Consider the following 23235-nt stretch of genomic DNA (forward strand, 5'->3'; position numbering starts at 1 on the left):
ACTCACCTCAACGCGCTTAGCGGAACACACTTAGCGGAATTGGGGCTCTTCCCATTCCGGCCAGATGTCCGGAAGGTCGGCCGAGACCTTGTTCGGATAAGCCGGCGCGCGCTTCTCCAGGAACGAGGTCACGCCCTCCTTGGCGTCGCCCGAGGCGCCGCGCGACTGGATCGCCCGGCTGTCGGCCTTGTGGGCCTCCATCGGATGCGCGGCGCCCGCCATCCGCCACAGCAGCTGGCGGGTCAGGGCCACCGAGACGGGCGCGGTATTGTCGGCGATCTCGCGAGCCAGGGCGCGGGCGGCGGGCAGCAGCTCGTCGGGCGCGTGTAGCGAGCGGACGAGCCCTTTCTCCAGCGCTTCGGAGGCCGGGAAGACACGTCCGGTGTAGCACCACTCCAGCGCCGTCTGCAGGCCCACCAGGCGCGGCAGGAACCAGCTGGACGCGGCCTCCGGGTTGATGCCGCGACGGGCGAAGACGAAGCCGAACTTGGCTTCGGTGGAGGCGAGGCGGATGTCCATCGGCAGCTGCATGGTCACGCCCACGCCGACCGCCGCGCCGTTGATCGCGCCGATGATGGGCTTGAGGCTGTCGTACATCCGCAGGGTCACGCGGCCGCCGCCGTCGCGATAGATGTCACCGACCTTGCCCTCTTCCCGCTCCAGCGCCTGGGGCGAGGTGCGATCGAAGGTGGCGCCTCCGCCGCCCAGGTCGGCTCCGGCGCAGAACGCCCGGCCCGCGCCGGTGATGATCACCACCTTCACCGCGTCGTCGGCGTCGGTGACGTCCAGCACCTCCAGCAGGTCCTTCATCATCCGGGCGGTGAAGGCGTTCATCCGCTCTGGACGGTTCAGGGTGATCGTCGCGATCCCGTCCTCAACGTCGTAGAGCAGGGTCTCGAAGGTGGGGTTGGACATGGCGCGGTCTCCCTGGAGGTCGTTTTCAAACGATCGTATGCCCCGCGCAGCGTTGCAAACAACCACACCCGACCGCAAGCTGCCGCGACGGCGCTATCGCTGAAAAATTCGTCGCTTGGACTCTGGGCCTGGCGGGTTCGGCGCTGGCGGGACCCTACCCAGGTCAGCGCACCAGGATCGATGCAGCGATGCTTGCGACGATGAGGATGGCCATCAGGACCAAGGCCACCCGCGCCTCTCGATGGGCCAGATTGACGGTCCAGCCCATCATGGGGTTCATCTTCGGCACAATAATGCGAGGATCGTTGGGGTTATTGTAGAAACCCCAAGCATTGTACCCGTTCGGCATGGCGCCAGGCTCCTTGAAGCCATGAGTTGTAATGCCTTCCCCCCACTCGGTAAAGCGCCTCTCGCCCCCGCCCCTACCCCCGCTTCACGCCCAGCTTGCTGATCGCATGCACGAAGTTGTTCGGCGCGATCTCGATATTTCCCGTCCAGCTCAGGTCGGGGAACCGCTCAAGGATCTGACGATAGGCCTCCTCCAGCTGGATCTGGGCGACGCGCTTGCCGATGCAGGTGTGGGGGCCATAGCCGAAGGCGATGTGCTTGCTGGCATTGGCCCGCGTCACGTCCAGCGTGTCGGGCTCGGGGAACATGGCCGGATCGCGGTTGGCGGCGCCGTAGTACATGACGACCTTCTCGCCCTCGCGGATCAGCTGGCCGTCGACCTCGACGTCGGCCGTGGCCGTGCGGCGCATGTAGATCACCGGGCTGACCATGCGGATGAACTCGTCGACCGCGCCGCCGAGAAGCGAGGGATCGTCGATCAGCTTCTGCTTCTGGTCCGGAAACTCGGTCAGCAGCTTCATCGCGCCCGACAGGGTGTTGCGCGTGGTGTCGTTGCCAGCGAACACGATCAGCAGCCACGAGCCGTCCAGGTATTCGTCGGCCAGCAGGGCGCCGTCGACCTGGGCCCGCGCGATGGCGGTCATCAGGTCTTCCTGCGGGTCTTCGCGACGCTTCTTCAGCATCATGCGGCCGTAGTCGAACATCTCCTCGACGCCGATGTTGAAGTCCTGGACGAACTGCATCAGCTCCAGCGTCGGGGCGACGGGGGCGGCGGCATTCTGGACGGCCAGGTCCTGGGCGCGCTCGAGGTAGTGCATCCACTTCAGGAACCGGGGCCGATCCTCGGGCGGCACGCCCAGGATCTCGCACAGGGTGAACAGCGGCAGGTGCGACGAGAAATGCTCGACCAGGTCGATCTCGGCGCCATCGGCCAGCAGCGGCTCCATGGCGTCCAGCAGCCGCGTCACCTCGGCCCGCACCCGCTCGGTCAGACCGCGCAGATAGGCCGGGGTGAAGTAAGGCATGTGCTCGCGACGCAGCTGCAGGTGATGCGGCGCGTCGAGATTGATCATGGTGTCCATGGACGCCCGGAACAGCAGGGCGTGGCGCTTCTCGGGCGAGCCCATCGACATCAGGATGCCGCCGCGCTGTGACGAGAAGGTCGCCGGATCGCCGTTGACCCGCTGGACGTCATCATAGCGCGTCAGGGCCCAGAAGCCCGGTCCGCCATAGGGTTCGGAGTGCCACATGACCGGGGCGTCGGTGCGCATCCGCGCGAAGTCGGCCCAGGGCTGGCCCTTGGTGAAGCGGAAGATGTCGGCGAGGTCGACGCCGCTGAGAGTTGGATAGGTCGGCGGGGCTCCGGGGCCGGCGATGCCGTCCACTACCGTCTGGCTGATCAAATCCATCACGCGTCTCCCAGAGCATCGTTCTTTGACACGACGATACCCTGGAAACGCGCTGGAGAAACGGCGCCGCGACGGCAACTTGCGCGATCGCCGAAGCTAGGCGCATCCTGCCAACTGAACATCGATCACGCGGAGCACACGCGGGACTGTTCCGGAGCCCTTCTGAACAGAAGGGCTCTGATCTCAAAAAAAGAACGAGCGCGTCTAAGCGCGCTCTGGGGAGAGAGACGATGACCGGGATCATCGAGGCCGACTACGTCATCGTGGGCGCGGGCTCGGCTGGCTGCGTGCTGGCGGCAAGACTGTCGGAAGGCGGCCGGTTCAAGGTCGTGCTGCTGGAGGCCGGCGGCGACGACCGCCCGACCAAGAACCTCTCGCAGTTCGCCTCGAACCTGATGATCCACATCCCGGTCGGCTACTCGTCGACCCTGAAGGATCCCAAGGTCAACTGGCTCTACCAGACCGAGCCGGACCCCGGCACGGGCGGCCGCACCCACGTCTGGCCGCGCGGCAAGGTGCTGGGCGGTTCATCCTCGATCAACGGCCTGCTCTATATCCGCGGTCAGCACGCCGACTATGACGGCTGGCGGCAGCTGGGGTGCGAGGGCTGGGGTTGGGACGACGTGGCCCCGTACTTCCGCCGCGCCGAGCATCAGGAACGCGGCGAAAGCGACTGGCACGCCACGGGCGGTCCGCTGAACGTCTCGGACGTCACCGAGAAGAACCCGATCTCGAACGCGGTGATCGAGGCCTGCGAGCAGGCGGGCATCCCGCGCAACGACGACGTCAACGGCGCGACCCAGGAGGGCGCGACCTACTATCAGCTGACCGTCAAGAACGGCCAGCGCTGCTCGGCGGCGGTGGCCTACCTGCACCCGGCCATGAACCGTCCCAACCTGCGGGTCGAGACCAACGCCCTGGCCGGCAAGGTGCTGTTCGAGGGCAAGCGCGCCGTCGGCGTCGAGTTCACCCAGAACGGCGTCAAGCGCGTGGCCAAGGCCCGGGGCGAGGTGATCCTGGCCGGCGGCGCGATCAACTCGCCGCAGTTGCTGCAACTGTCGGGCGTCGGCCCCGCCGAGCTTCTGATCCGCAACGGCGTCAAGGTCGTGGCCGACCTGCCAGGCGTCGGCGAGAACCTGCAGGACCACTACGTGATGAGCGTGCGCTATCGGCTGAAGGCCGGCGTGGTCTCGGTCAACGAACAGTCCAAGGGCGGCCGTCTGGCCGGCGAGGCGCTGCGCTACCTCTTCCAGCGCAAGGGCCTGCTGACCCTGTCGGCCGCGCACATCGCCGCGTTCTGCAAGTCCCGTCCGGATCTGGCGGGACCGGATATCCAGTTCCACATCCTCCCCGCGACCATGGACCTGGACAAGCTGGTCAACGAGCAGAGGATGGAGCTGGAGAACGCCCCCGGCCTGACCATTGCCCCGTGCCAGCTGCGCCCGGAGAGCCGCGGCCACGTGAGGATCAAGTCGGCCGATCCCAGCGTCTACCCGACCATTTTCGCCAACTACCTGGCCGATCCGCTGGACCAGGAAGTCGCCGTGGCGGGCCTGAAGTGGGCGCGCAAGATCGGCCAGGCCGCCGCCCTGTCACCCTATGTAGAGAGCGAGATCAATCCAGGCGGCGAGTTCACCAGCGACGAGCAGCTCCTGGGCTATGCGCGCCTGTCCGGCTCGACGATCTATCACCCGGTCGGCACCTGCCAGATGGGCCAGGGCGTGATGGCCGTGGTCGACGCCCAGCTGCGCGTGCGCGGCGTCGAGGGTCTGCGGGTCGTCGACGCCTCGGTCATGCCGCGCCTGGTGTCCGGCAACACTAACGCCCCCACGATCATGATCGCCGAAAAGGCCAGCGACATGATCCGCGAGGCCGCCCGCGCGCCCATGGCCGCTTAAGACGAGAGGCCCGGACATGCACCCCTATCTCCACGCCCAGTCCCAAGGCGACAAGGCCGCCTACATCATGGCCGGCTCCGGCGAGGTCGTGACCTACGCCCAACTGGACCAGCGCTCGAACCAGGGCGCGCACCTGTTCCGGTCGCTGGGCCTTGGTCAGGGCGATGTCATCGCCATCCTGATGGAGAACAACGCCCGCTTCTTCGAGGTCGCCTGGGCGGCGCAGCGGGCGGGGCTCTACTTCGTCTGCGTCTCGACCAAGCTGACCGCCGCCGAGGTCGAATACATCTTGAAGGACTGCGGGGCGAAGGTGTTCATCACCTCCACCGCCATGGGTCCGCTGATCGACGAGGTGGCCCGGCTGGTCCCGGACCTGACCCTGTTCGCGGTCGGCGGAACCCACGGCGCCTATGCCGACTTCGAGCAAGCCCGCGCCGACGAGCCGACCACGCCGATCGCCGACGAAAGCGCCGGCTCGGACATGCTCTACTCCTCCGGCACCACCGGCCGGCCCAAGGGCGTCAAGCCGGCGCTGAACGGCGGTCCGATCGACGCGCCGAACGCCCTGCAGATGATGGCCCAGGGCCTATTCGGCTTCTCCGGCGACAGCATCTACATCTCGCCCGCCCCGCTGTATCACGCCGCCCCGCTGCGCTGGTGCATGAGCGTCCACAAGCTGGGCGGCACGGTGATCGTGCTGGAGAAGTTCGATCCAGAGACGGCGCTCGCGCTCATCGAGCGGCACAAGGTCAATTGCGGGCAGTTCGTCCCGACCCACTTCGTGCGGATGCTGAAGCTGCCGGAAGAGGTCCGCGCCAGGTACGATGTGTCGTCGATGAAGTCGGCAGTCCATGCCGCCGCGCCCTGCCCCATCCCGGTCAAGGAGCAGATGATCGCCTGGTGGGGTCCGGTGATCTACGAGTACTACGCCGGCACCGAGGGCAACGGCTTCTGCTGGATCAATTCCAAGAACTGGCTGACCCACAAGGGCAGCGTCGGCCAGGCGGTGCTGGGCGAACTACGCATCTGCGACGAGGCCGGCGACCTGGTCCCACCGCGCACCGAGGGCGCGGTCTATTTCGCCAACGGCCCTGCGGTGAACTACCACAACGCCCCGGAAAAGACCGCCGAGAGCTACAACAAGCATGGCTGGACCACCCTGGGCGACGTGGGCTGGGCGGACGAAGAGGGCTATCTCTACCTGACCGACCGCAAGAGCTTCATGATCATTTCGGGCGGGGTGAACATCTATCCGCAGGAGATCGAGAACCTGCTGATCACCCACCCCAAGGTCGCCGACGCCGCCGTGGTCGGCGCCCCCTGCGAAGAGATGGGCGAGAAGGTCGTGGCCGTCATCCAGCCCATGGACCACGCCGAGGACCAGACGGCCCTGGCCGAAGAGCTGATGGCCTTCGCCCGCGCCAATCTCAGCCACGTGAAGTCCCCGCGCCGGATCGACTTCATGGCGGAGTTGCCAAGGCATCCGACTGGCAAGCTCTACAAGCGGCTGATCCGCGACGCGTACTGGGGCAAGGGCGAGAGCCGGATCGTTTAGGTCCCGGGAAAGTTATACGCAGATTTTGGATTTGCGTATAACTTGCTTGCATGATCCAGCGCCTGCCGCTTTCGGCCAGCACCAGCTACGCGGAACTGATGGAACGCCTGCGCCTCGCGCGTCTGGGCGAGTTTCCGGCTGGGTCGAGCTTCGTCTCCAAGACGGTGAAGGGCCGGATCTACTGGTACGTCCAAATGCCGACCGGCGGCGCGAGCAGCCGCAAGCAGGTCTATGTCGGCCCCGACAGCGAAGAGCTGCGCGAGCGGATCGCCCGCCATGGCGAACACCGCGCCGATGTGGAGGACCGTCGCCGACTGGTGGCGGCCATCGTCGCCTCGGGCGCGCCCCGCCCTGATCGCACGAGCGGCGAGATCGCCGCCGCCCTGGCTGAGGCCGGCGCGTTCCGGTTGCGGGCCCTGGTCATCGGCACAACCGCCTATCAAACCTTTGCGGCGCATCTGGCCGTCCGTCTGCCTCTCACCAGCCTGGCGACCCTGGACCTCGACATCGCCCAGGACTTCGGGATCGCCACACATGTCGACGACAAGCTGGACCGCCCCGTGCTCGACATCCTGCGCGGCCTGGATCCGCGCTTCCGCCCTGTCAGCTACGCCTTCGACGCCGCTCGCACGACCAGCTACGCCCTGGGCGAGCGCTATCGTGTCGACGTGCTGACGACCAATCGCGGCGCGCCCCGCGACAAGCCCTCGTTCCTGCCCACCCTGGGCAGCGACGCCGTGCCGCTCCCCTTCATGGACTATCTGCTGCGCGAGCCGGTGGAGACGGCGATGCTGCATGGCGCCGGCGTGCTGGTGAACGTCCCCGCCCCAGCCCGCTACGCCGTGCACAAGCTGATCGTCAGCCGTGATCGCAAGGTCAATCCGGAGAAGGGTCTCAAGGACCGGCTGCAGGCCGCGCAGTTGATCGAGATCCTGACGGAGGACGACCCCTTCGCCCTCCGCGACGCCTATGCCGAGGCCCGCGAGCGCGGCGAGACGTGGCGGACTCTGCTGGACGAGGCCGTCAGCCTGCTGCCCGAGGCCGCACGCGCGGCGTTGGAGCGCTAAGTCACGCCTTTGGTTCTATAAGTCCGGCGAATCCACGGTAACGCTTGGCCATGCTCGCAGCCCTGCTCGCCCGCCTGCCCCGAATCTCGATCCCGAAGACCGCCACCGCGCCGTTCTGTCCGGCGGAGGTTCGGGGCGCGGTCGCCGTGCCCGATGGCCTGTCGGCCTGGAAGCGGATGCTGCGGGTCGCTGGACCTGGCCTGCTGGTCAGCGTCGGCTATATGGACCCCGGCAACTGGGCGACCGACATCGAGGCCGGCTCGCGCTACGGCACGTCCTTGCTGTTCGTGGTCGTGCTGTCCAGCCTGGCGGCGATCGTGCTGCAGACCCTGTCGATGCGGCTGGGCCTGGTCACCGGCAAGGACCTGGCCCGGATGTCGCGCGAGCGGTTCGGACCGCGCGCGGTGCGGATACAGTGGCTGCTGGCCGAGCTGGCCATCATCGCCTGCGACATCGCCGAAGTGCTGGGCAGCGCCCTGGCCTTCAAGCTGCTGCTGGGCATTCCGCTATGGGCTGGCGTGCTGCTGACCGCCTTGGACACGGTCATCGTGCTGGGCCTCAAGGGCAAGGGCTTCCGGCAGCTGGAGGCGATCATCCTGGGCCTGATCTCGACGATCGGGATCTGCTTCCTCGTTCAACTGATCCTGGCCCCGCCCAATGCCGGCGACGTGGCGCGGGGTCTGGTTCCCTCGCTGGACGCGTTGAAGCAGGGCAACGCCCTCTACCTGGCGATCGGCATCCTGGGCGCGACGATCATGCCGCATAACCTCTACCTGCACTCGGCGATCGTGCAGACGCGGGTGACACCCGCCGACGCGCCGGGAAAGCGGTCGGCGATCCGACTTTCGACCATCGACACGGTCATCTCGCTGCTCCTGGCCCTTTTCATCAACGCCGCGATCCTGATCCTGGCGGCCTCGGCCTTCCACGTATCCGGCCTGACGGAAGTCGCCGGCATCGAGGAGGCCCACCAGTTGCTGGCCCCCGTCACCGGCGGGGCGCTGGCCGGCGTGCTGTTCGCCATCGCCCTGTTCGCCTCGGGCCAGAGCTCGACCTTCACCGGCACCATCGCCGGCCAGGTGATCCTCGAGGGGTTCCTGGACCTGAAGATCCCCTGCTGGCAGCGGCGGCTGATCACCCGGGGCCTGGCCATCGCCCCGGCGCTGATCGGCGTCCTGACGATGGGCGAGCACTCGGTCGGCAAGCTGCTGGTGCTGACCCAGGTGGTGCTGAGCGCCCAGCTGCCGTTCGCCATCTGGCCGCTGCTGCGCTTCACCGACGACAAGGCGCTGATGGGGCCGTTCGCCGATGGCTGGATCACCAAGATCGTGGCTTGGTTCCTGTTCGTGGTGATCTCGGCGGCGAATGTCTGGCTGGTGGTTTCGACCTTCTCCGGTTGACCCGCGACGCCCGGACTGGTCTCTATCCGAACAACTGTTCGAGGGAGAGAAAACACCATGAAGGAAGTCGCCTACGCTGACGTCGCCAGCCTGGTTGGCCAGGAGATCGGCGTGTCCGACTGGGTCGAGGTCACCCAGGAGCGCGTCAACCTGTTCGCCGAGGCCACGGGCGACCACCAGTGGATCCACGTCGACGTCGAGCGCGCTACCCGCGAGATCGGCGGCCCGATCGCCCATGGCTACCTGACCCTATCGCTGATCCCGATGCTGGGCGCGGACATCCTGCGCGTCACGGGCGTCACGCGGGGCATCAACTATGGCTGCGACAAGGTCCGCTTCACCGGCATGGTCCGCGTCGGCAAGCGCGTGCGGATGCGCCAGAAGCTGCTCTCCGCCGAGCCCAAGTCGGGCGGCCTGCAGATGAAGAACGAGTGCACCATCGAGATCGAGGGCGAGGAACGCCCGGCCTGCGTGGCCGAGACGATCTCGGTGATCTACGGCTAAGCTCTCCACGCCCCTCGGGCCGGCGGAATCGCGCTAAGCGTCCAACGGTCCGAGGAGCGTCCGATGGCCAAGCAGCACGACTATACAAGCCTGGTCGAATGGACCGGCGATCGGGGCCAGGGTACGAAGACCTATCGCGGGTATGATCGCACCTGGATCATCGCCACGCCCGGCAAGCCGCCCATCCCCTGCTCCAACGATCCGCTGCTGGGCGGCGACCCGACGCTGCACAATCCCGAAGACCTGCTGCTGTCCTCGCTGAGCGCCTGCCACATGCTGTGGTACCTGCACCTGGCCTCGGCGGCGGGGGTCGTGGTGCGCGGCTACCGGGGCCAGCCGATCGGCGTCGGCGAAAGCACGCCCGACGGCGCCGGCCGCTTTCTGAGCGCGACGCTGAAGCCGCATATCCGGGTCGAGCGCGGCGCCGACCTCGCCAAGGCCGACGCCATCCATCATGAGATCCACAAGGTCTGCTTCATCGCCAGGTCGGTGAATTTCCCGGTGGCCTATGCGGCGACCTACGAGGAAACAGACGCCTGATTGGTGGTCTCAGGTCCAAAAACAAAACGGCCGCCGGATCGCTCCGGCGGCCGCTTCTGCTAGTCATAGCTCGGCGTTCACTTCTTGATCGCGTCGCCGATCTTGTCCTGAGCCTGACCGACCTTGTTCTGAACGTCGCCCTTGGCCTTCTGGACCGCGCCTTCGGCTTCGAGGCGTTCGTTGCCGGTGGCCTTGCCAGCGGCTTCCTTGACGGCGCCCACGCCCTTGTCGATAGCGCCTTCGACACGATTGGTGCTCATGGCTCACTCCTGTGTGTGGTGTTGAACTCCCCACAAGAACGGGCCTCGCGCGTATCGCGTTCCGAAATAGTCGCTAGTGGGAAGCCCCCATCGCATTGGCCGAGATCGCCACCGCCGCGACCGCGCCGGGTATGCTGGGCTCGGGCTTGGCCAGCCGCGCCTGGGTGACCGGCGAGCCGGGAACCTTGTCCAACAGGGCGAGGGTCTCGCGGATGAACTTGGCGTGGGTGACGATGCCGATCTCCAGGCGCTCGCCCGACAGCTCGACCTGCTGGGTCAGGAGACCGGCCACGAACTGGACTTCCTGGCTTTCGCTGGCGCCAGGCCGGCGGCGCGCGCCCTCCGCCATGAACACCGGCCCGCCCGAATTGCCGGGGAACACCGAGAAATCCATCAGGAAGGTCGGGAAGTTGGCGGCCGGCGCCAGCGGGTACGAGGCCACGCGGCCCGAGCGCAGGATCGGGAACCCGGCCGGATTGGCCGACAGACCGCGCGGAAAGCCCAGCGCCATCATCTCGTCGCCGGGGCCCAGGTTGAACTTGTTGAAGGTGTCGTCCTGGGCCAGGTACTTCATCGGGATGGCCGCCTTGACGAACTCGGGCGGGGCCTCGACCACCATGGCCGCGACATCGCGGGTCGGGTGCTTGACCCACAGCGGGTGATCGCCATCGCGGATCTTCAGGGTCTCGGGATCGAAGCGCCAGACGCCGTCGCCGCCTTCGATGCGGTAGCCGATCTTGGCCGAGACGGAAGGCATCTTGTCGAACACGTGGGCGGCGGTGACCAGGATGGTCCGCGGCTTGCCGTCCGGGGTCGGGTCGGAGATCAGAAAGCCGGTGCCGACCGTCCGCGTGCCGTCACCCAGCGGCTGCTCAATCTGAACCGTCGCCTTGATCAGGTCGACGGAAAGATCCCAGGCCATATCGCCCCCTTGGTTACGCTTAACTCGACTACTCGCCCGACCACAGAGGGAGTTTGACCACAGGATTCTCGCGCCGCAAGTTGTCGTTCTGCCGCAGTCGCGCGTTAGAGTCAGTTGGGGAAAATTCTGGCCATGAACCGGCGACAGATGATGACGAGCGCGGCCGCGACGCTTACGTCATCCCCCACGGTCCTCCCTGGAATAGCTTTCGGATCCCCCATGTCGTCAGACGCCGCCCGCCCCAATCACTCGGCAAGCCCGCCCCTCGCTCGCAAGATCCCCAAGACGATCGAGCAACTGGGTCGCACCCGGGTCGACGACTATGCCTGGATGAAGGACGACAACTGGCAGAAGGTCCTGCGCGACCCGGCCCTGATCAAGGCCGACGTCAAGGCGCACCTGACCGAGGAGAACGCCTACGCCAAGGCCATGCTCGCCTCGACCGAGGCGCTGCAGACGGCGATGTTCGAGGAGATGAAGGGCCGCATCAAGGAGGACGACGCCAGCGTCCCCGCCAAGGATGGCCCGTTCGAGTACTACACCCGCTTCGAGAAGGGCGCGCAGCATCCGATCCACGCCCGCAAGCCCGTCTCTAAGGCAGGAATGGGCGGCGGCGGCGCCGAAGAGATCCTGCTGGATGAGGAGACCGAGTCGAAGGGCAAGGCATTCTACCAGGTCGGCGCGGCCAGCCATTCGCCGGACCACAAGCTCTACGCCTTCGCCGTCGACGAGCAGGGTTCGGAGGTCTACCGCGTCCATGTGAAGGACCTGGCGACCGGCGAGGTGCTGGAAAGCCCCGTCGAGAGCACCACCGGCGACTTCTGCTTCTCGCCCGACAGCCAGTGGCTGTATTGGACCTTCCGGGACGACAACGGCCGTCCCGCCAAGATCTATCGTCGCCCGGCCAAGGGGACGGCCCAGGACGACGTGCTGATCTATGATGAGCCCGACGAGGGCTTCTTCATCGGCGTGGGCGTCACCAGTTCCGAGAAATACATTGTCATCTCGTGCGGCAACCAGGAGACCAGCGAGAACCTGCTGATCCCCGCCGCCATGCCCACCGCGACGCCGGTCGTCTTCCACCCCCGCGAGGTCGGCGTTCGCTACGAGGTCGAGCACTGGAACGACCACTGGGTGATCCGCACCAACGCCGACGGCGCGGTCGACTGGAAGCTTGTCACGGCTCCGGAGAACGCCACCGGCAAGGCGAACTGGAAGGACTGGATCGCCCACCAGCCGGGCCGCCTGATCTCTGGAACCATGGCCTTCAAGGCCTGGTTCGTGCGGCTGGAGAAGGTCGACGCCCTGAACCAGGTGGTGGTCACGGCGGCAAATGGCGACGAGCACACCATCGGCTTCGACGAGGCGGCCTACGCGCTCAGCCTGGAAGGCGGCTACGAGTACGACACCGCCAGCCTGCGCTTCGTCTACAACTCGATGACCACCCCCCGGCAGTGGTTCGACTACGACATGGCCTCGCGCCAGCGCACCCTGCGCAAGACCCAGGAAATCCCGTCGGGCCATGATCCGGCCCAGTACGAGACCCGCCGCCTGAACGCCAAGGCCAGCGACGGAACCGATGTGCCGGTGTTCATCCTGATGAGGAAGGGGACCAAGCTGGACGGCTCCGCCCCGCTGCTGCTGTATGGCTACGGCAGCTACGGCATCGCCATGGAGCCCAGCTTCTCGATCAGGAACCTGTCGCTGGTCGACCGCGGCTGGATCTGGGCCACGGCCTGCCCGCGCGGCGGCTCGGAGAAGGGCTGGGGCTGGTTCCTGGACGGCAAGAAGTTCAAGAAGAAGAACACCTTCACCGACTTCATCGCCTGCGCCGAGCATCTGCACGCGGCCGGCTATGGCGCGCCTTCGAACACGGTCGCCTATGGCGGCTCGGCCGGCGGCTTGCTGATGGGGGCCATCACCAACATGCGGCCGGACCTGTTCGCCGGGATCATCGCCGCCGTGCCGTTCGTCGACGTGGTCAACACCATGAGCGACACGTCCCTGCCCCTGACCCCGCCGGAATGGCCCGAATGGGGCAATCCGCTGGAGGACAAGGAGGCCTACGACTACATCGCCAGCTACTCGCCCTACGACAACGTCTCGGCCAAGCCCTATCCGGCCGTGCTCGCCACCGGCGGCCTGTCGGATCCGCGCGTCACCTACTGGGAGCCCGAGAAATGGGCCGCCAAGCTTCGTGACCACACCACCAGCGGCGCCCCGGTGCTGCTGAAGATCAACATGGACGCCGGCCACGGCGGGGCCTCGGGGCGCTTCGATTTCCTCAAGGAGATCGCGCTCGACTACGCCTTCGCCGTCTGGGCGGTCGAGAAGGGCTGGGCTTAGAGCCCCTTCCCCCTCGCGGGGAAGGGTTTCAGTTTACGAGGATTTGATGCTGCAGGTCCGCCACTCCGCCGACGCCGACATCCCCGCGATCTCGGCGATCTATGCCTGGAACGTCCTGAACGGCCTGGGCACCTTCGAGGAGATCCCGCCGGATGAGGCCGAGATGGGCCGCCGCCGGGCGGCCTTCCTCACCCGCGGCCTGCCCTATCTCGTCGCCGAACTGGACGGCGAGGTTCTGGGCTACTGCTACGCCGGCCCGTTCCGTCTGCGCGCGGCCTATCGCTATACGGTCGAGGACAGCGTCTATGTCTCGCCCAAGGCGGTCGGCCAGGGCGTCGGCCGAGCCTTGTTGCAGGCCCTGATTTCCCATTGCGAAGCTTTGGGGCTGCGGCAAATGTGCGCGGTGATCGGCGACAGCGGAAACGCCGCCTCGATCGGCCTGCACGCGTCTCTCGGCTTTGAAAAGAAAGGCGTCTTCCCGGACATGGGCCACAAGTTCGACCGCTGGGTCGACCTGGTCTGGATGCAGCGCCCTCTCAACGGCGGGGGCGACACGCCGCCCGATTCACCTGGATTGATCCTCAGCGGCGTCTGATACCGGCGTTCGAAACAAGGCTTAACCAGTGTTCGTGTAGGATCCCGCCCTGGGATGCTCGAGGACAGGTTGTTGCCCGCTTCGAAAACGAAACAAACGCGGCCGGAGAACGTCGCGCTGATGCAGGCCTACGTGCCTATCGTGAGCGGCTACCTGCTCGCGACCTCGATCTACTATGCGCTAATCTGTCTATCCCACCCCTTCTACGAGCAGGGTCTGGCGTTCGTCGTCCTGGAAGGCCTGTCGGTCGCCGCCGGTCTCTACGCCATCTGCGCCTGGGCCCTGCTGCGCCGGGGCCAGATCAAGGGCTTGCCGCTTGAGGCGCTGACCCTGGGCATGAACGCCCTGTTCCTGATCAACACCGTGGCCTACCAGACCCTGCACTTCGAGACGCAGAAGCTGGTCTATTTCGTGCTGATGGCCTTGGTCTTCGCGACATCCGCGCCCAGCCGGCGCGTCGCGATGATCAGCGCCACGGCCGCCATCACCGGGCTCCTGTGGATGACCCGGCAAGTCCCCCGGGACAGCGTCGACCAGTTCCTCTTTGTTGGCCTTGCTGGCGCCTTCGCGGCGGCCGGCATGTCGGCCCTGATGCGCGGCGTCGTCGGCCGCGAGGTGCGCGCGCGCCTGGCCAGCGAGACCCTGAACGCCGAGTTGCAGCGCGAGTTGACCGAGAACCGCCGCCTGAAGACCGAGGCCCAGGACCTGGCCCTCGCCGCCGAGACCGCCAACCGCGCCAAGACCGAGTTCCTGGCCACCATGAGCCACGAGATCCGCACCCCGTTGAACGGGGTGCTGGGCATGGCCCAGATCATGAGCGCCGGCGACCTCGCGGCCGACCAGCGCCAGCGCCTGGAGACCATCACGGCCTCGGGCCAGTCGCTGCTGGGCGTGATCAACGCCATCCTCGACATTTCCAAGATCGAGGCCGGCAAGATGGAGATCCTGCCCGCCCCGTTCGACCTCTGCGCCCAGCTCAACGCGCTGCGCCAGCTCTATGGCGGCCTGGCGCGCGACAAGGACCTGGCGTTCAGCCTCGAGGTCTCGCCCGAGGCGGGCGGCTGGCGGCTGGGCGACGCCGAGCGCCTGCGCCAGGTGCTGTCGAACCTGATCTCCAACGCCGTGAAGTTCACGGAGGCCGGCGCGGTGAGGGTGATCGTCGAGGGCGACGCGGCGACGCTCACCGCGCGCGTGATCGACACCGGAGTCGGAATCCCCGAGGATCAGCGCGAACGCCTGTTCACCAAGTTCGCCCAGCTGGACAGCTCCAGCACCCGCCAGGCCGGCGGCTCGGGCCTGGGCCTGGCGATCTGCAAGACCCTGATCGAGCTGATGGGCGGCGCGATCACCTTCTCGGCCCCGGCGGAGGGCGGTTCCTGTTTCACGATCCTCCTGCCGATGGCCAAGGCCGAGCCCGTCGCCCCGCCCACTCGATCCCTGGACATCGCCACGCCCGAGCTTGACCACCGCGCGCCGCGGATCCTGGTCGTCGACGACAACCAGACCAATCGCGCGGTGCTGCTGACCCTGCTGCGCCACCTGGGCGTCGATGGCCACTTCGCCGTGGATGGCCGCGACGCCGTGGCGATGTGGGAGAAGGACCGCTGGGACGCCATCCTGATGGACGTGCACATGCCGGTCATGGACGGCGTGGAGGCCAGCCAGGCCATCCGCGCGGGCGAGCGACGCACCGGCCGGCCCCGCACGCCGATCGTCGCCGTCACCGCCAGCGTATTGACCCATGAGCGCACGCTCTATGCCGACGCCGGCATGGACGCCCTTGTGCCCAAGCCCGTCGAGATTCCCCGTCTGGTCGAGGCCCTGGCCCGAGTGCTGGACGTGGAAGAGGTCGACGAGGCCGAAGCGCGCGGCGTCGCCTAGAATTTCCGCCTCTCCTTGCGGGAGAGGGCGAAACGAAAAAGGGGACGCCCGCCAGCGTCCCCTTCGTGTTCCGTACGCTGTTGAGCGATCAGCCCTTGCGCGAACGCGTAACCTTGCCCTTGCGACCGCCCTGCCCCAGGCCGAGGGCCTTGGCCATGGCCGAACGGGCTTCGCTGTAGGCCGGCGCCGTGGTCGGATAGTCGTTCGGCAGGCCCCACTTGGCCTTGTACTCGGCCACGGTCATGCCGTGGGTGGTCAGGTGGCGCTTCAGCGTCTTGTAGGGCTTGCCGTCTTCGAAGCTGATCAGCGCCTCCGGCGTGATGCTCTTACGGATTTGAGCCGGAGTCGCCTTGGTCACGGCCTCGACCGTGGGCGCCGGCGGCGCGCCAATACCGGCCAGAGCGTCGTGCGTGGCACGGATCAACGCAGGAAGTTCGGAAACCGGCGTAACGTTATTGGCCACATAGTTGGCCACGATTTCGGCGGTGAGTTCGATTAAGGTAGCTTTATCTTCCACGATCACAACTCCATTCCCCTTTTAACCGCAATTACACCGTCGCCTGAGAAAAACAAGTAGTTTGCCGGCGTTTTGTGAGCAAATTCGTGAATTGCTGTAACAATTGACTGTCATTTAGCTCGTTCAGCAACGAAAATTTTCGCCAACTATATCGATGACAACGCTGTTATCAGAGATCGATTCGATGCGCTAAACCCGAGCGCGCGAGCCTCTATCTCGCAACTGCGAACTCGACCTGAAAGAGTTCTGGCGCCGCCGGGGTCAATACCGCGACATGCTGTGTGCTCAAGGCTCGAAACTACGCCGCTTTAGACCCTGGAGCCCTGTGACGGCGAGAGCGCCTCGCGGGGCCTTCTCGACAATCGCCAGATGGCGACATCCCGCAAGACGGCCGCGCGTGCGAGGAAAAGATTGCAGCCACCATCCGAGGCTAGACCCCCATCCAAGGACTGAGGATCAGTCTCGTTAGTCATGGAAGGAAGTGGCTGGGGAACTAGGACTCGAACCTAGAATGACGGTACCAAAAACCGCAGTGTTACCATTACACCATTCCCCAGCAGGAACGGCGAAACCCCTCAGGGCTCGGCGAGGCGGTGGAAATAGCTCACGACTCGGACGGATGCAACATCCCATTTCAGAAGTTTTTTCGGGCTGTCACACGAACCTCGAAAAAGGCGCTTGCGCCCTCGGAAACCGCCACCTATAAGGCCGGCCTCCAAGTCGGAGTGTGGCTCAGTCTGGTAGAGCACTGCGTTCGGGACGCAGGGGTCGCAGGTTCAAATCCTGCCACTCCGACCATTTCCTCCCCGCCAACCAGAGGCGGGAAAATAGCCCAAAATTCATAAGTTCAGGCGCCGCGAAAGCGGCGCCTGACTTGCGACTCGCCGGAACCCCCTCGCGTTGCGCGCTGTTCATTTGGCCGCAACCCGAACAGCGGTTAGCTTGTCGTCGGTTTCGCTCACAGGACCTCCGATGAAGCAGTTCTTCCTGACCGTCGCCGGCGTGTTCGTCGGTCTTCTGTTGTTCGTGGTCGGGGTCCCCTTCCTGCTCATCGTGATGGCGGCCGGCGCCGCCCGGCCCGCGCCCGTTCCGGCCCACACCGTGCTGCAGCTGGACCTGCGCGGCGGCCTGTCGGACCAGGCGCCACAGAACCCCTTCGCGGCGTTCGGCGGCGGCGGGGATTCGGTGATGTCGATCATCGAGACGCTGCGACGCGCCGAGAAGGACGACAAGGTCAAGGCCGTGCTGGTGCGCCTGCCCGAGGGTGGCATGGCGCCGGCCGCGGCCGACGAACTGCGCCTGGCGTTCAAGCATTTCCGCGAGACCGGCAAGAAGCCGATCTACGCCCACAGCCAGGGGCTCTATCCGTCCGGCATGGTCACCTCGACCTACATGCTGGGCGCGGCCTCCAGCGAGTTCTGGATGCAGCCTGACTCGAGCTTCCAGGCGGTCGGCGTCTCGTCGGAGTCGATGTTCTTCAAGCGCTTCTTCGACAAGTACGGCGTCAAGGCCGAGTACGAGCAGCGCTACGAGTACAAGAACGCCGTGAACCCGTATCTCTACAGCGACTACACCCCGGCTCACCGGGAATCGACGCTGTCGTGGATGGGCTCGGTCTATCGTACGGCCCTGACCAGCGCGGCCATCGACCGCAAGCGCGATCCGGTCGCCTTGACCAAGACCCTGGAGGCGGGACCGTACAGCGCCCAGGAAGCCCAAGGCAACGGCCTGATCGACAAGGTGGGCCAGGTCAGCGACATCCAGGCCTTCGCCCTCGACAAGGCCGGCAAGGGCGCCAAGCTGGTCGACTTCGACGACTATGCTTCCCGCTCCAAGCCGCCGACCGTCAAGACGGGTCCGGCCATCGCCGTGATCGGGGCCGAGGGCGCCATCGTCACCGGCGCGGATGGCGGCGGCTCGCCGTTCAGCGGCGACAGCAATGTCTATTCCGACAACGTCGCCCAGGCCTTCAAGACGGCGATCGACGACAAGGACGTCAAGGCGATCGTCTTCCGCGTCTCCTCGCCCGGCGGCTCGGACACGGCCTCGGAGCAGATCCTGTCCTCGGTGAGGGCGGCCAAGGCGGCCGGCAAGCCCGTGGTGGTCAGCATGGGGACCTATGCGGCCTCGGGCGGCTACTGGATCTCGAGCCAGGCCAATTCGATCGTCGCCCAGCCCTCGACCCTGACCGGCTCGATCGGCGTCTATGGCGGCAAGTTCGCCGTGGGCGACGCCCTGGCCCGCTTCGGCGTCGACACCAAGCCCCTGCATGTCGGCGGCAGCTATTCGGAAGCCTTTGGCCAGGGCGATGGCTTCACGCCCGACCAGCGGGCCAAGTTCTCCGGCTGGATGGACCGGATCTATGCCGGCTTCGTCGCCCGCGTGGCCGAGGGCCGCCATCTGCCGCCCGAACGGGTGCGCGAGATCGCCAAGGGCCGCGTCTGGACCGGCGAGCAGGCCAAGCAACTGGGTCTGGTCGACGAGCTGGGCGGCTTCTACGACGCCGTCGACAAGGCCAAGGCCCTGGCCAAGCTGAAGGACGACGTGCGCCTCAAGCGCATGGACGGCGGCAAGTCGCCGTTCGAGGCCTTCGAGCGCTTCCTGGGCGTCTCGGAGACCTCGGCCAAGACCCTGGCGGCCGCCGCCTGGGTTCTGGGCGATCCGCGCTCCCAGGCGATCCTCGACGAAATGGCCAAGGCCCGCCTGCGGGCCGCGCCGGGCGGGGCGGCGGTGCTGGCGGACACGCCGATCCGGTAAGGCGAGCGACGCATCCGTCAGAGAATGCGAAAGCCCCGACGCCGCCAGCGTCGGGGCTTTTGTTTATGCGCCCTCTATAGCGCCGCCATTCCCGCGCTTGTGACGCCGCCCTCTGGTTCAGCGGGCTTGTGAGTGCGGAGCCACGTCCGCTCCGCCCTTCCCCCAGACACGGCAAAGCCGCCGACCTTGCGGCCGGCGGCTCGGAAGGAACCCCAGAAAGAAAGACGCCGGTGCTTGCGCACCGGCGTCCGACTTTCGAGCGATCTTCTCTCGTTCGGTTAGAACGAGTAGCGGGCGCCCAGGTAGAATTGACGCGGAGCATTCCAAGCGTTCGCTTGCTTGAAGGCATAGATGCCGTCGCCAGCGATCAGCTTCTGCACGCCCGTAGCCGATTGCTTGTTCAGGATGTTGAAGATGTCGAGGAAGAACTCGACCTTCCCACCCAGGCCAGGCACTTCGTGGTCGTACTTCAGGCGCATGTCGAAGGTGTAGTACGAAGGATTCTTCTCGCTGCCGACCAGGCCAGCCTTGGTGTAGGTCTCCAGAACGCCGCCATAGTAGTAGGCGGCGTCTTGCGGCGCGAAGTAGCGGCTGCTGACCGGAGAGGCCGGCGTGAAGAGAGCGCCGCTGTTCCAGTTGAACACGCCCGAGACCTGCAGGCCGAACGGGGTGTCGTAAGCGCCATAGGCCTTGAACTGGTGTTCGATGTTACCAGCCTGAGGACCCCACATGTTCGGCGCGCGCGGATCCACGGCGATCCAGTCGCCTTGGAAGTCGGCGTTGCCGTCCGAGTTCGAGTTACCCTTCGCCCAGTTACGGGTGTAGGACATCTGACCGAACCAGTTGGTGGTCTTGAACTTCGTGACCGTCAGTTCGAAGCCCGTGTACTCACGCTTGCCGCCGGCCAGGGTGCCGAGGACGTAGTTCGCGTTCGGCTTCGACGAGAAGCCGAAGTACGAGTACGGCAGGTAGAACGGCGTGCCGGGCGAAGCCGCGCCGTTGGCGCCGCAGGTGGCCACGGTGCAGGTCGGATCCGAGTAGATCCCCAGATCGTAGTCTTCGAAGATGTCCTTGGTGACGCGGTGCGTCAGCGAGGTCGAGACGTTGATCGACGAACCGAAGGTGGTCGAGCCACCGATCATGTATTCGTCGGTGAACGGGGTCTTGGTGTTCGGGCCGAACACCGAGTCCGGCGTCACGGCGCCACCGCGGGTGCGGAAGGTCAGCCACTGGTTGCCCAGGTAGATCTGCTCTTCAGTGACCGGACCGCTCAGGTTGCCGGCGAAGTTGGCCATGTCCGAACGGATCGGGTCATAGTAACGGCCGTAGTACGCGTAGACCTTGCTGCGGCCGTTGCCGGTCACGTCGTAGACGACGTTGACGCGCGGGGCCAGCTTCCAGTCGAACGTGAACAGCTTGTCGCCCGAGGAGCTGAAGTGGCTCCACTTTTCGGCGCGAACACCGGCGGCGACCGTCAGTTGGTTCCAGGTCCAGGTGTCCTGCAGATAGGCCGTCTCGCCTTCGCTCTTGATGGCGTAGGGCGCGTCGGTCGTGCGCAGGGCGCGGTAGGCGTTCACGTTGCCGTAGGGGTTACCCGCGGTGCTGGTGAACTTGTAGGCGTTGACTTCGGCGGTCGAGATCGTGCCGTCGCCGTTGGTGTCGAGCAGCGTGCGGAACTGCGAGGCGTTCGGGCTGGCCACCGCCGCGGCGATGATGCGCGGGACGTCCGTCGAAGCGAACGGACGCGCGGTCCAACCGGCCGAAGCGCTGGTGTAGTCCGCGAAGGTGGCGCCGGAGTTCACCGAAGCGATCGACTGATACTGGGCGTTGCCCGGGATCGTCGCGTTGCTCTTATAGATGTGCTTCGACGTCGTGTAGCCGCTCTTAAAGGTGTGGCTGCCGAAATCGGTGTCCAGATAGTACTCGAGCTTAACGCCGTACTCTTCGGCGTTGCGGTGCGATTCCGAGTTGCTACCGGCGCCGCCCAGCTGACGCTGTTCGATGGTCGAGCCCGAACCGCGGAACGTTACGTTGTCACGGACTGTCTGGTCGGCCGCCTGCGTGGTCAACTGAGCCTTGTGGTTGTAGTAGTAGGCGTTGATCGACAGATCGTTCCAAGTGTGGGTGTAGTCGATCTTGTAGTTGTCACCGCCTTGCTTGGTGGTGTTGTCGCGACGGTTGATCACGGTCGCGCTGGGCGAACCGTCGCGGAAGTACGGGTCGTTGAAGAAGGTGCCGACCAGACGGTCGTTGTCGGTGATCTGCCAGGTGGTCTTGAAGAAGGCGTATTTGGAGTCGGTGGCGACAGTACGACGGGCGGCCCCGGTGGCCGGATCCAGCACGTCGTCCGAACGATGCTTCTTCTGGTACGAACCGAAGACCCAGAGCTTGTCCTTGATGATCGGACCGCCGAGGGTGAACGCGGTGTCGTACGTCTTGAAACCGGCCGAGGTCGAGTGCTTGTCCTTGGCGACCAGGCTGTCGTTCTGCAGGTAGTAGTTGACCGAGCCATGCCACTCATTCGAGCCCGACTTGGTGACGACGCGCGAGATCAGGCCCGAACCGCCGTCATATTCAGCCGGCACGCCGCCGACGATGACTTGCTGTTCCTGGATGATTTCCGAGTTGAAGTTCGAACCGAACGTACCCGTCAGCGGGTCGGTCACGTTCACGCCGTCGATGTAGTAGACGTTGTCGGTCGAGGAGCCGATGGCGCCGCCGACGTCCGAATAGTTGACGCCCGAGCGCGAAGACGGGTTGCCGCCCGACGAGGGCTTCACGCCCGGAACCAGCTGCAGGTAGCTCTGGTAGCTACGGCCGGTGGGGAGCGATTCCACCGTCTGCAGCGTCAGGGTGGTGGCGACGGTGGCCGAGGTCACGTCGACGGCGGCCAGCGAACGGCCGGTGATGACGACTTCTTCGATCTGGTTGCCTTGGGTGGCCAGCGCGTAACCGACCGAGCGGTCCTGACCCGACACGACGGCGACGTTGCCGGTGCTGAAGTCGTTGTAGCCCGCCGAGGTCACGGTGACGGTGTAGTTGGTCGAGGGGTCGAGGCCGCTGACGCGAACCTTACCTTCGGAGTCGGTCACACCCGTGCGCGGCTGGATGCTGTCCGGCGACTTGACCAGGACCGTGGCGCCCGCGAGGGGCTGGCCGTTCGGACCGGTCACGGTGACGCGCAGGGCGCCCGACGACGCTTGCGCCAGGGCGACCCCGGCGACGCAGACGCTCAGCGCAATGCCGAGCGCGGCGCGGCTCACGCCCTTCGCGAGGCGCGCGCGAGCGCTACCTTTGTTGAATTCCATGCTCTTCAAATCCCCTCTGAGCGTGGCGCGGGCGGCAAGTTGGACAAACCCCTCTAGAAACTTTGTCCGACCTGGAGCGGAAAAACCGCCGAACGGCGCCACGAGATCACTGGTGTCCCGGAAAACATTTCTCCGGTTGCACGGACGTTAGGGGGGCGCGCCGCCGAGGGTCAATTGTCATTGCAAATTTGTAATTCACATCGCCGATCCCTGTCGCAAAATCGCCACAGGGTCGCCGCTTTTCCAGAGACCATTGCTCGGCTGGAATACTGAAGGTTCGGAAGCCCGCGCAAAATCCTAGTCACGCTTCTGTTTTAATGGGGTTATTTCAACCTCGAGGAACGCCGTTCAAGCCGTTATTGTTTCTAAGAAAATCAAGCCAAAAAATTACCAGGTATAATTGACATTGACAAAATCATGCCCGTAACGCCGCTATTTGACACAAATCTGTTTTGACCGAGCCGCAAATGACGACACAAACTCTTCACAAATGCCGCCTTGGCGCGCACCCAGACGAACAGCACTGACCATTGCCTAGGCGCCTGTCGCCCATGAAGATGCCGATGCGGCGGAGCACGCCGCGCGATGTGAGCCCCAAGAACCGATGAGTGAATTTCGACGCGTCACCGACTCCCTTTCGGTCAGCCCGCAGGTCTCCGAGGCCGACATGGCCCGCGCCGCGGCCCAGGGATTCGTTCTGGTGATCAACAATCGCCCCGACGGTGAGGACCCCAGCCAGCCGTCAAGCGCGATGATCGAGGCCGCCGCCCACGCCGCGGGGATGGACTATCTGCACGTACCGGTGCGGGGCGGCCCGACCCAGGAGCAGGTGGACGCCGTTCGCGCGGCCATGGAAGGCGCCGGCGGACCGGTGCTGGCCTTCTGCCGCTCGGGCACACGCTCGATCGTCACTTGGTCGATCGGCCAGGCGCTGGCCGGCGAGGATCGCGAGACCCTGGTGAGCCAGGGCCGTGAAGCAGGCTACGACCTTTCGGGCGTGCTGCCCGCCTGAG

Annotated in this window: 17 protein-coding genes, 2 tRNA genes and 1 pseudogene; 12 read left to right on the forward strand and 8 right to left on the reverse strand. The window is 65.8% G+C overall.

Annotated elements, in window-relative coordinates:
• Positions 1-30 precede the first annotated feature (30 nt).
• The 3 genes from ACW175_RS19125 to ACW175_RS19135 all read right to left on the reverse strand — a co-directional run bounded on the left by ACW175_RS19125 (position 31) and on the right by ACW175_RS19135 (position 2672).
• A complete protein-coding gene (locus ACW175_RS19125; RefSeq protein WP_492101569.1) occupies positions 31-915 on the reverse strand; it encodes a crotonase/enoyl-CoA hydratase family protein in 885 nt (294 codons plus the stop codon).
• Between the two features lie 163 nt (positions 916-1078).
• Positions 1079-1264 (reverse strand): DUF5808 domain-containing protein, encoded by a 186-nt coding sequence (locus tag ACW175_RS19130; protein ID WP_492101570.1) that lies wholly within the window; start codon positions 1262-1264, stop codon positions 1079-1081.
• A gap of 73 nt (positions 1265-1337) precedes the next feature.
• Complete coding sequence (locus tag ACW175_RS19135; RefSeq protein ID WP_492101571.1) at positions 1338-2672, reverse strand: cytochrome P450; 1335 nt, start codon at positions 2670-2672, stop codon at positions 1338-1340.
• Between the two features lie 230 nt (positions 2673-2902).
• Here ACW175_RS19135 and ACW175_RS19140 point away from each other — a divergent pair, with 230 nt between their 5' ends.
• The 6 genes from ACW175_RS19140 to ACW175_RS19165 all read left to right on the forward strand — a co-directional run bounded on the left by ACW175_RS19140 (position 2903) and on the right by ACW175_RS19165 (position 9636).
• Complete coding sequence (locus tag ACW175_RS19140) at positions 2903-4570, forward strand: GMC family oxidoreductase (RefSeq protein WP_492101572.1); 1668 nt, start codon at positions 2903-2905, stop codon at positions 4568-4570.
• 16 nt (positions 4571-4586) lie between these two features.
• Positions 4587-6125: an acyl-CoA synthetase gene (locus ACW175_RS19145; RefSeq protein WP_492101573.1), complete on the forward strand. Its 1539-nt coding sequence runs from the start codon at positions 4587-4589 to the stop codon at positions 6123-6125.
• Between the two features lie 50 nt (positions 6126-6175).
• Entirely contained in the window at positions 6176-7192 is a 1017-nt protein-coding gene (locus tag ACW175_RS19150; protein WP_492101574.1) for a nucleotidyltransferase family protein, read from the forward strand.
• 50 nt (positions 7193-7242) lie between these two features.
• Positions 7243-8592, forward strand: a complete 1350-nt coding sequence (locus ACW175_RS19155; RefSeq protein ID WP_492105002.1) for an Nramp family divalent metal transporter — start codon at positions 7243-7245, stop codon at positions 8590-8592.
• 57 nt (positions 8593-8649) lie between these two features.
• On the forward strand, positions 8650-9096 hold the full coding sequence (locus ACW175_RS19160) for a MaoC family dehydratase (protein WP_099580679.1): 447 nt from the start codon (positions 8650-8652) through the stop codon (positions 9094-9096).
• Positions 9097-9159: 63 nt separating this feature from the next.
• Positions 9160-9636, forward strand: a complete 477-nt coding sequence (locus ACW175_RS19165) for an OsmC family protein (protein WP_492101575.1) — start codon at positions 9160-9162, stop codon at positions 9634-9636.
• 63 nt (positions 9637-9699) lie between these two features.
• On the opposite strand, the pseudogene ACW175_RS19170 reads toward ACW175_RS19165, so the two are convergent.
• Together ACW175_RS19170 and ACW175_RS19175 are read right to left on the reverse strand one after the other, a co-directional pair.
• Positions 9700-9896, reverse strand: a pseudogene (locus ACW175_RS19170) (CsbD family protein).
• A 73-nt stretch (positions 9897-9969) separates the two neighbouring features.
• Entirely contained in the window at positions 9970-10818 is an 849-nt protein-coding gene (locus ACW175_RS19175) for a trypsin-like serine peptidase (RefSeq protein WP_492101576.1), read from the reverse strand.
• 132 nt (positions 10819-10950) lie between these two features.
• On the opposite strand from ACW175_RS19175, the gene ACW175_RS19180 reads away from it, so the two are divergent.
• The 3 genes from ACW175_RS19180 (at position 10951) to ACW175_RS19190 (ending at position 15640) form a co-directional block, all read left to right on the forward strand.
• A complete protein-coding gene (locus ACW175_RS19180) occupies positions 10951-13164 on the forward strand; it encodes a S9 family peptidase (protein WP_492101577.1) in 2214 nt (737 codons plus the stop codon).
• A gap of 46 nt (positions 13165-13210) precedes the next feature.
• Positions 13211-13759: a GNAT family N-acetyltransferase gene (locus ACW175_RS19185; protein ID WP_492101578.1), complete on the forward strand. Its 549-nt coding sequence runs from the start codon at positions 13211-13213 to the stop codon at positions 13757-13759.
• Between the two features lie 72 nt (positions 13760-13831).
• Positions 13832-15640, forward strand: a complete 1809-nt coding sequence (locus ACW175_RS19190; protein WP_492101579.1) for an ATP-binding protein — start codon at positions 13832-13834, stop codon at positions 15638-15640.
• A gap of 88 nt (positions 15641-15728) precedes the next feature.
• On the opposite strand, the gene ACW175_RS19195 is transcribed toward ACW175_RS19190, so the two are convergent.
• Together ACW175_RS19195 and ACW175_RS19200 are read right to left on the reverse strand one after the other, a co-directional pair.
• The gene (locus tag ACW175_RS19195; protein ID WP_099582375.1) at positions 15729-16157 is read right to left on the reverse strand and encodes a Ros/MucR family transcriptional regulator; all 429 of its coding nucleotides are present in this window, start codon (positions 16155-16157) and stop codon (positions 15729-15731) included.
• A gap of 482 nt (positions 16158-16639) precedes the next feature.
• Positions 16640-16713, reverse strand: a tRNA-Gln gene (locus ACW175_RS19200).
• A gap of 165 nt (positions 16714-16878) precedes the next feature.
• Here ACW175_RS19200 and ACW175_RS19205 point away from each other — a divergent pair.
• Positions 16879-16955 (forward strand) — tRNA-Pro (locus tag ACW175_RS19205).
• Between the two features lie 174 nt (positions 16956-17129).
• Positions 17130-18914 (forward strand): signal peptide peptidase SppA, encoded by a 1785-nt coding sequence (gene sppA, locus ACW175_RS19210; RefSeq protein ID WP_492101580.1) that lies wholly within the window; start codon positions 17130-17132, stop codon positions 18912-18914.
• Between the two features lie 278 nt (positions 18915-19192).
• Here the strand turns inward: sppA and ACW175_RS19215 are convergent, their stop codons facing one another.
• Positions 19193-22177: a TonB-dependent receptor gene (locus tag ACW175_RS19215; RefSeq protein WP_492101581.1), complete on the reverse strand. Its 2985-nt coding sequence runs from the start codon at positions 22175-22177 to the stop codon at positions 19193-19195.
• A 649-nt stretch (positions 22178-22826) separates the two neighbouring features.
• Between ACW175_RS19215 and ACW175_RS19220 the strand changes: the two genes are divergently transcribed.
• A complete protein-coding gene (locus ACW175_RS19220) occupies positions 22827-23234 on the forward strand; it encodes a TIGR01244 family sulfur transferase (protein ID WP_492101582.1) in 408 nt (135 codons plus the stop codon).
• The last annotated feature ends 1 nt before the right edge of the window (position 23235 follow it).

This window comes from Caulobacter sp. FV1ye6ST, from assembly GCF_058681225.1.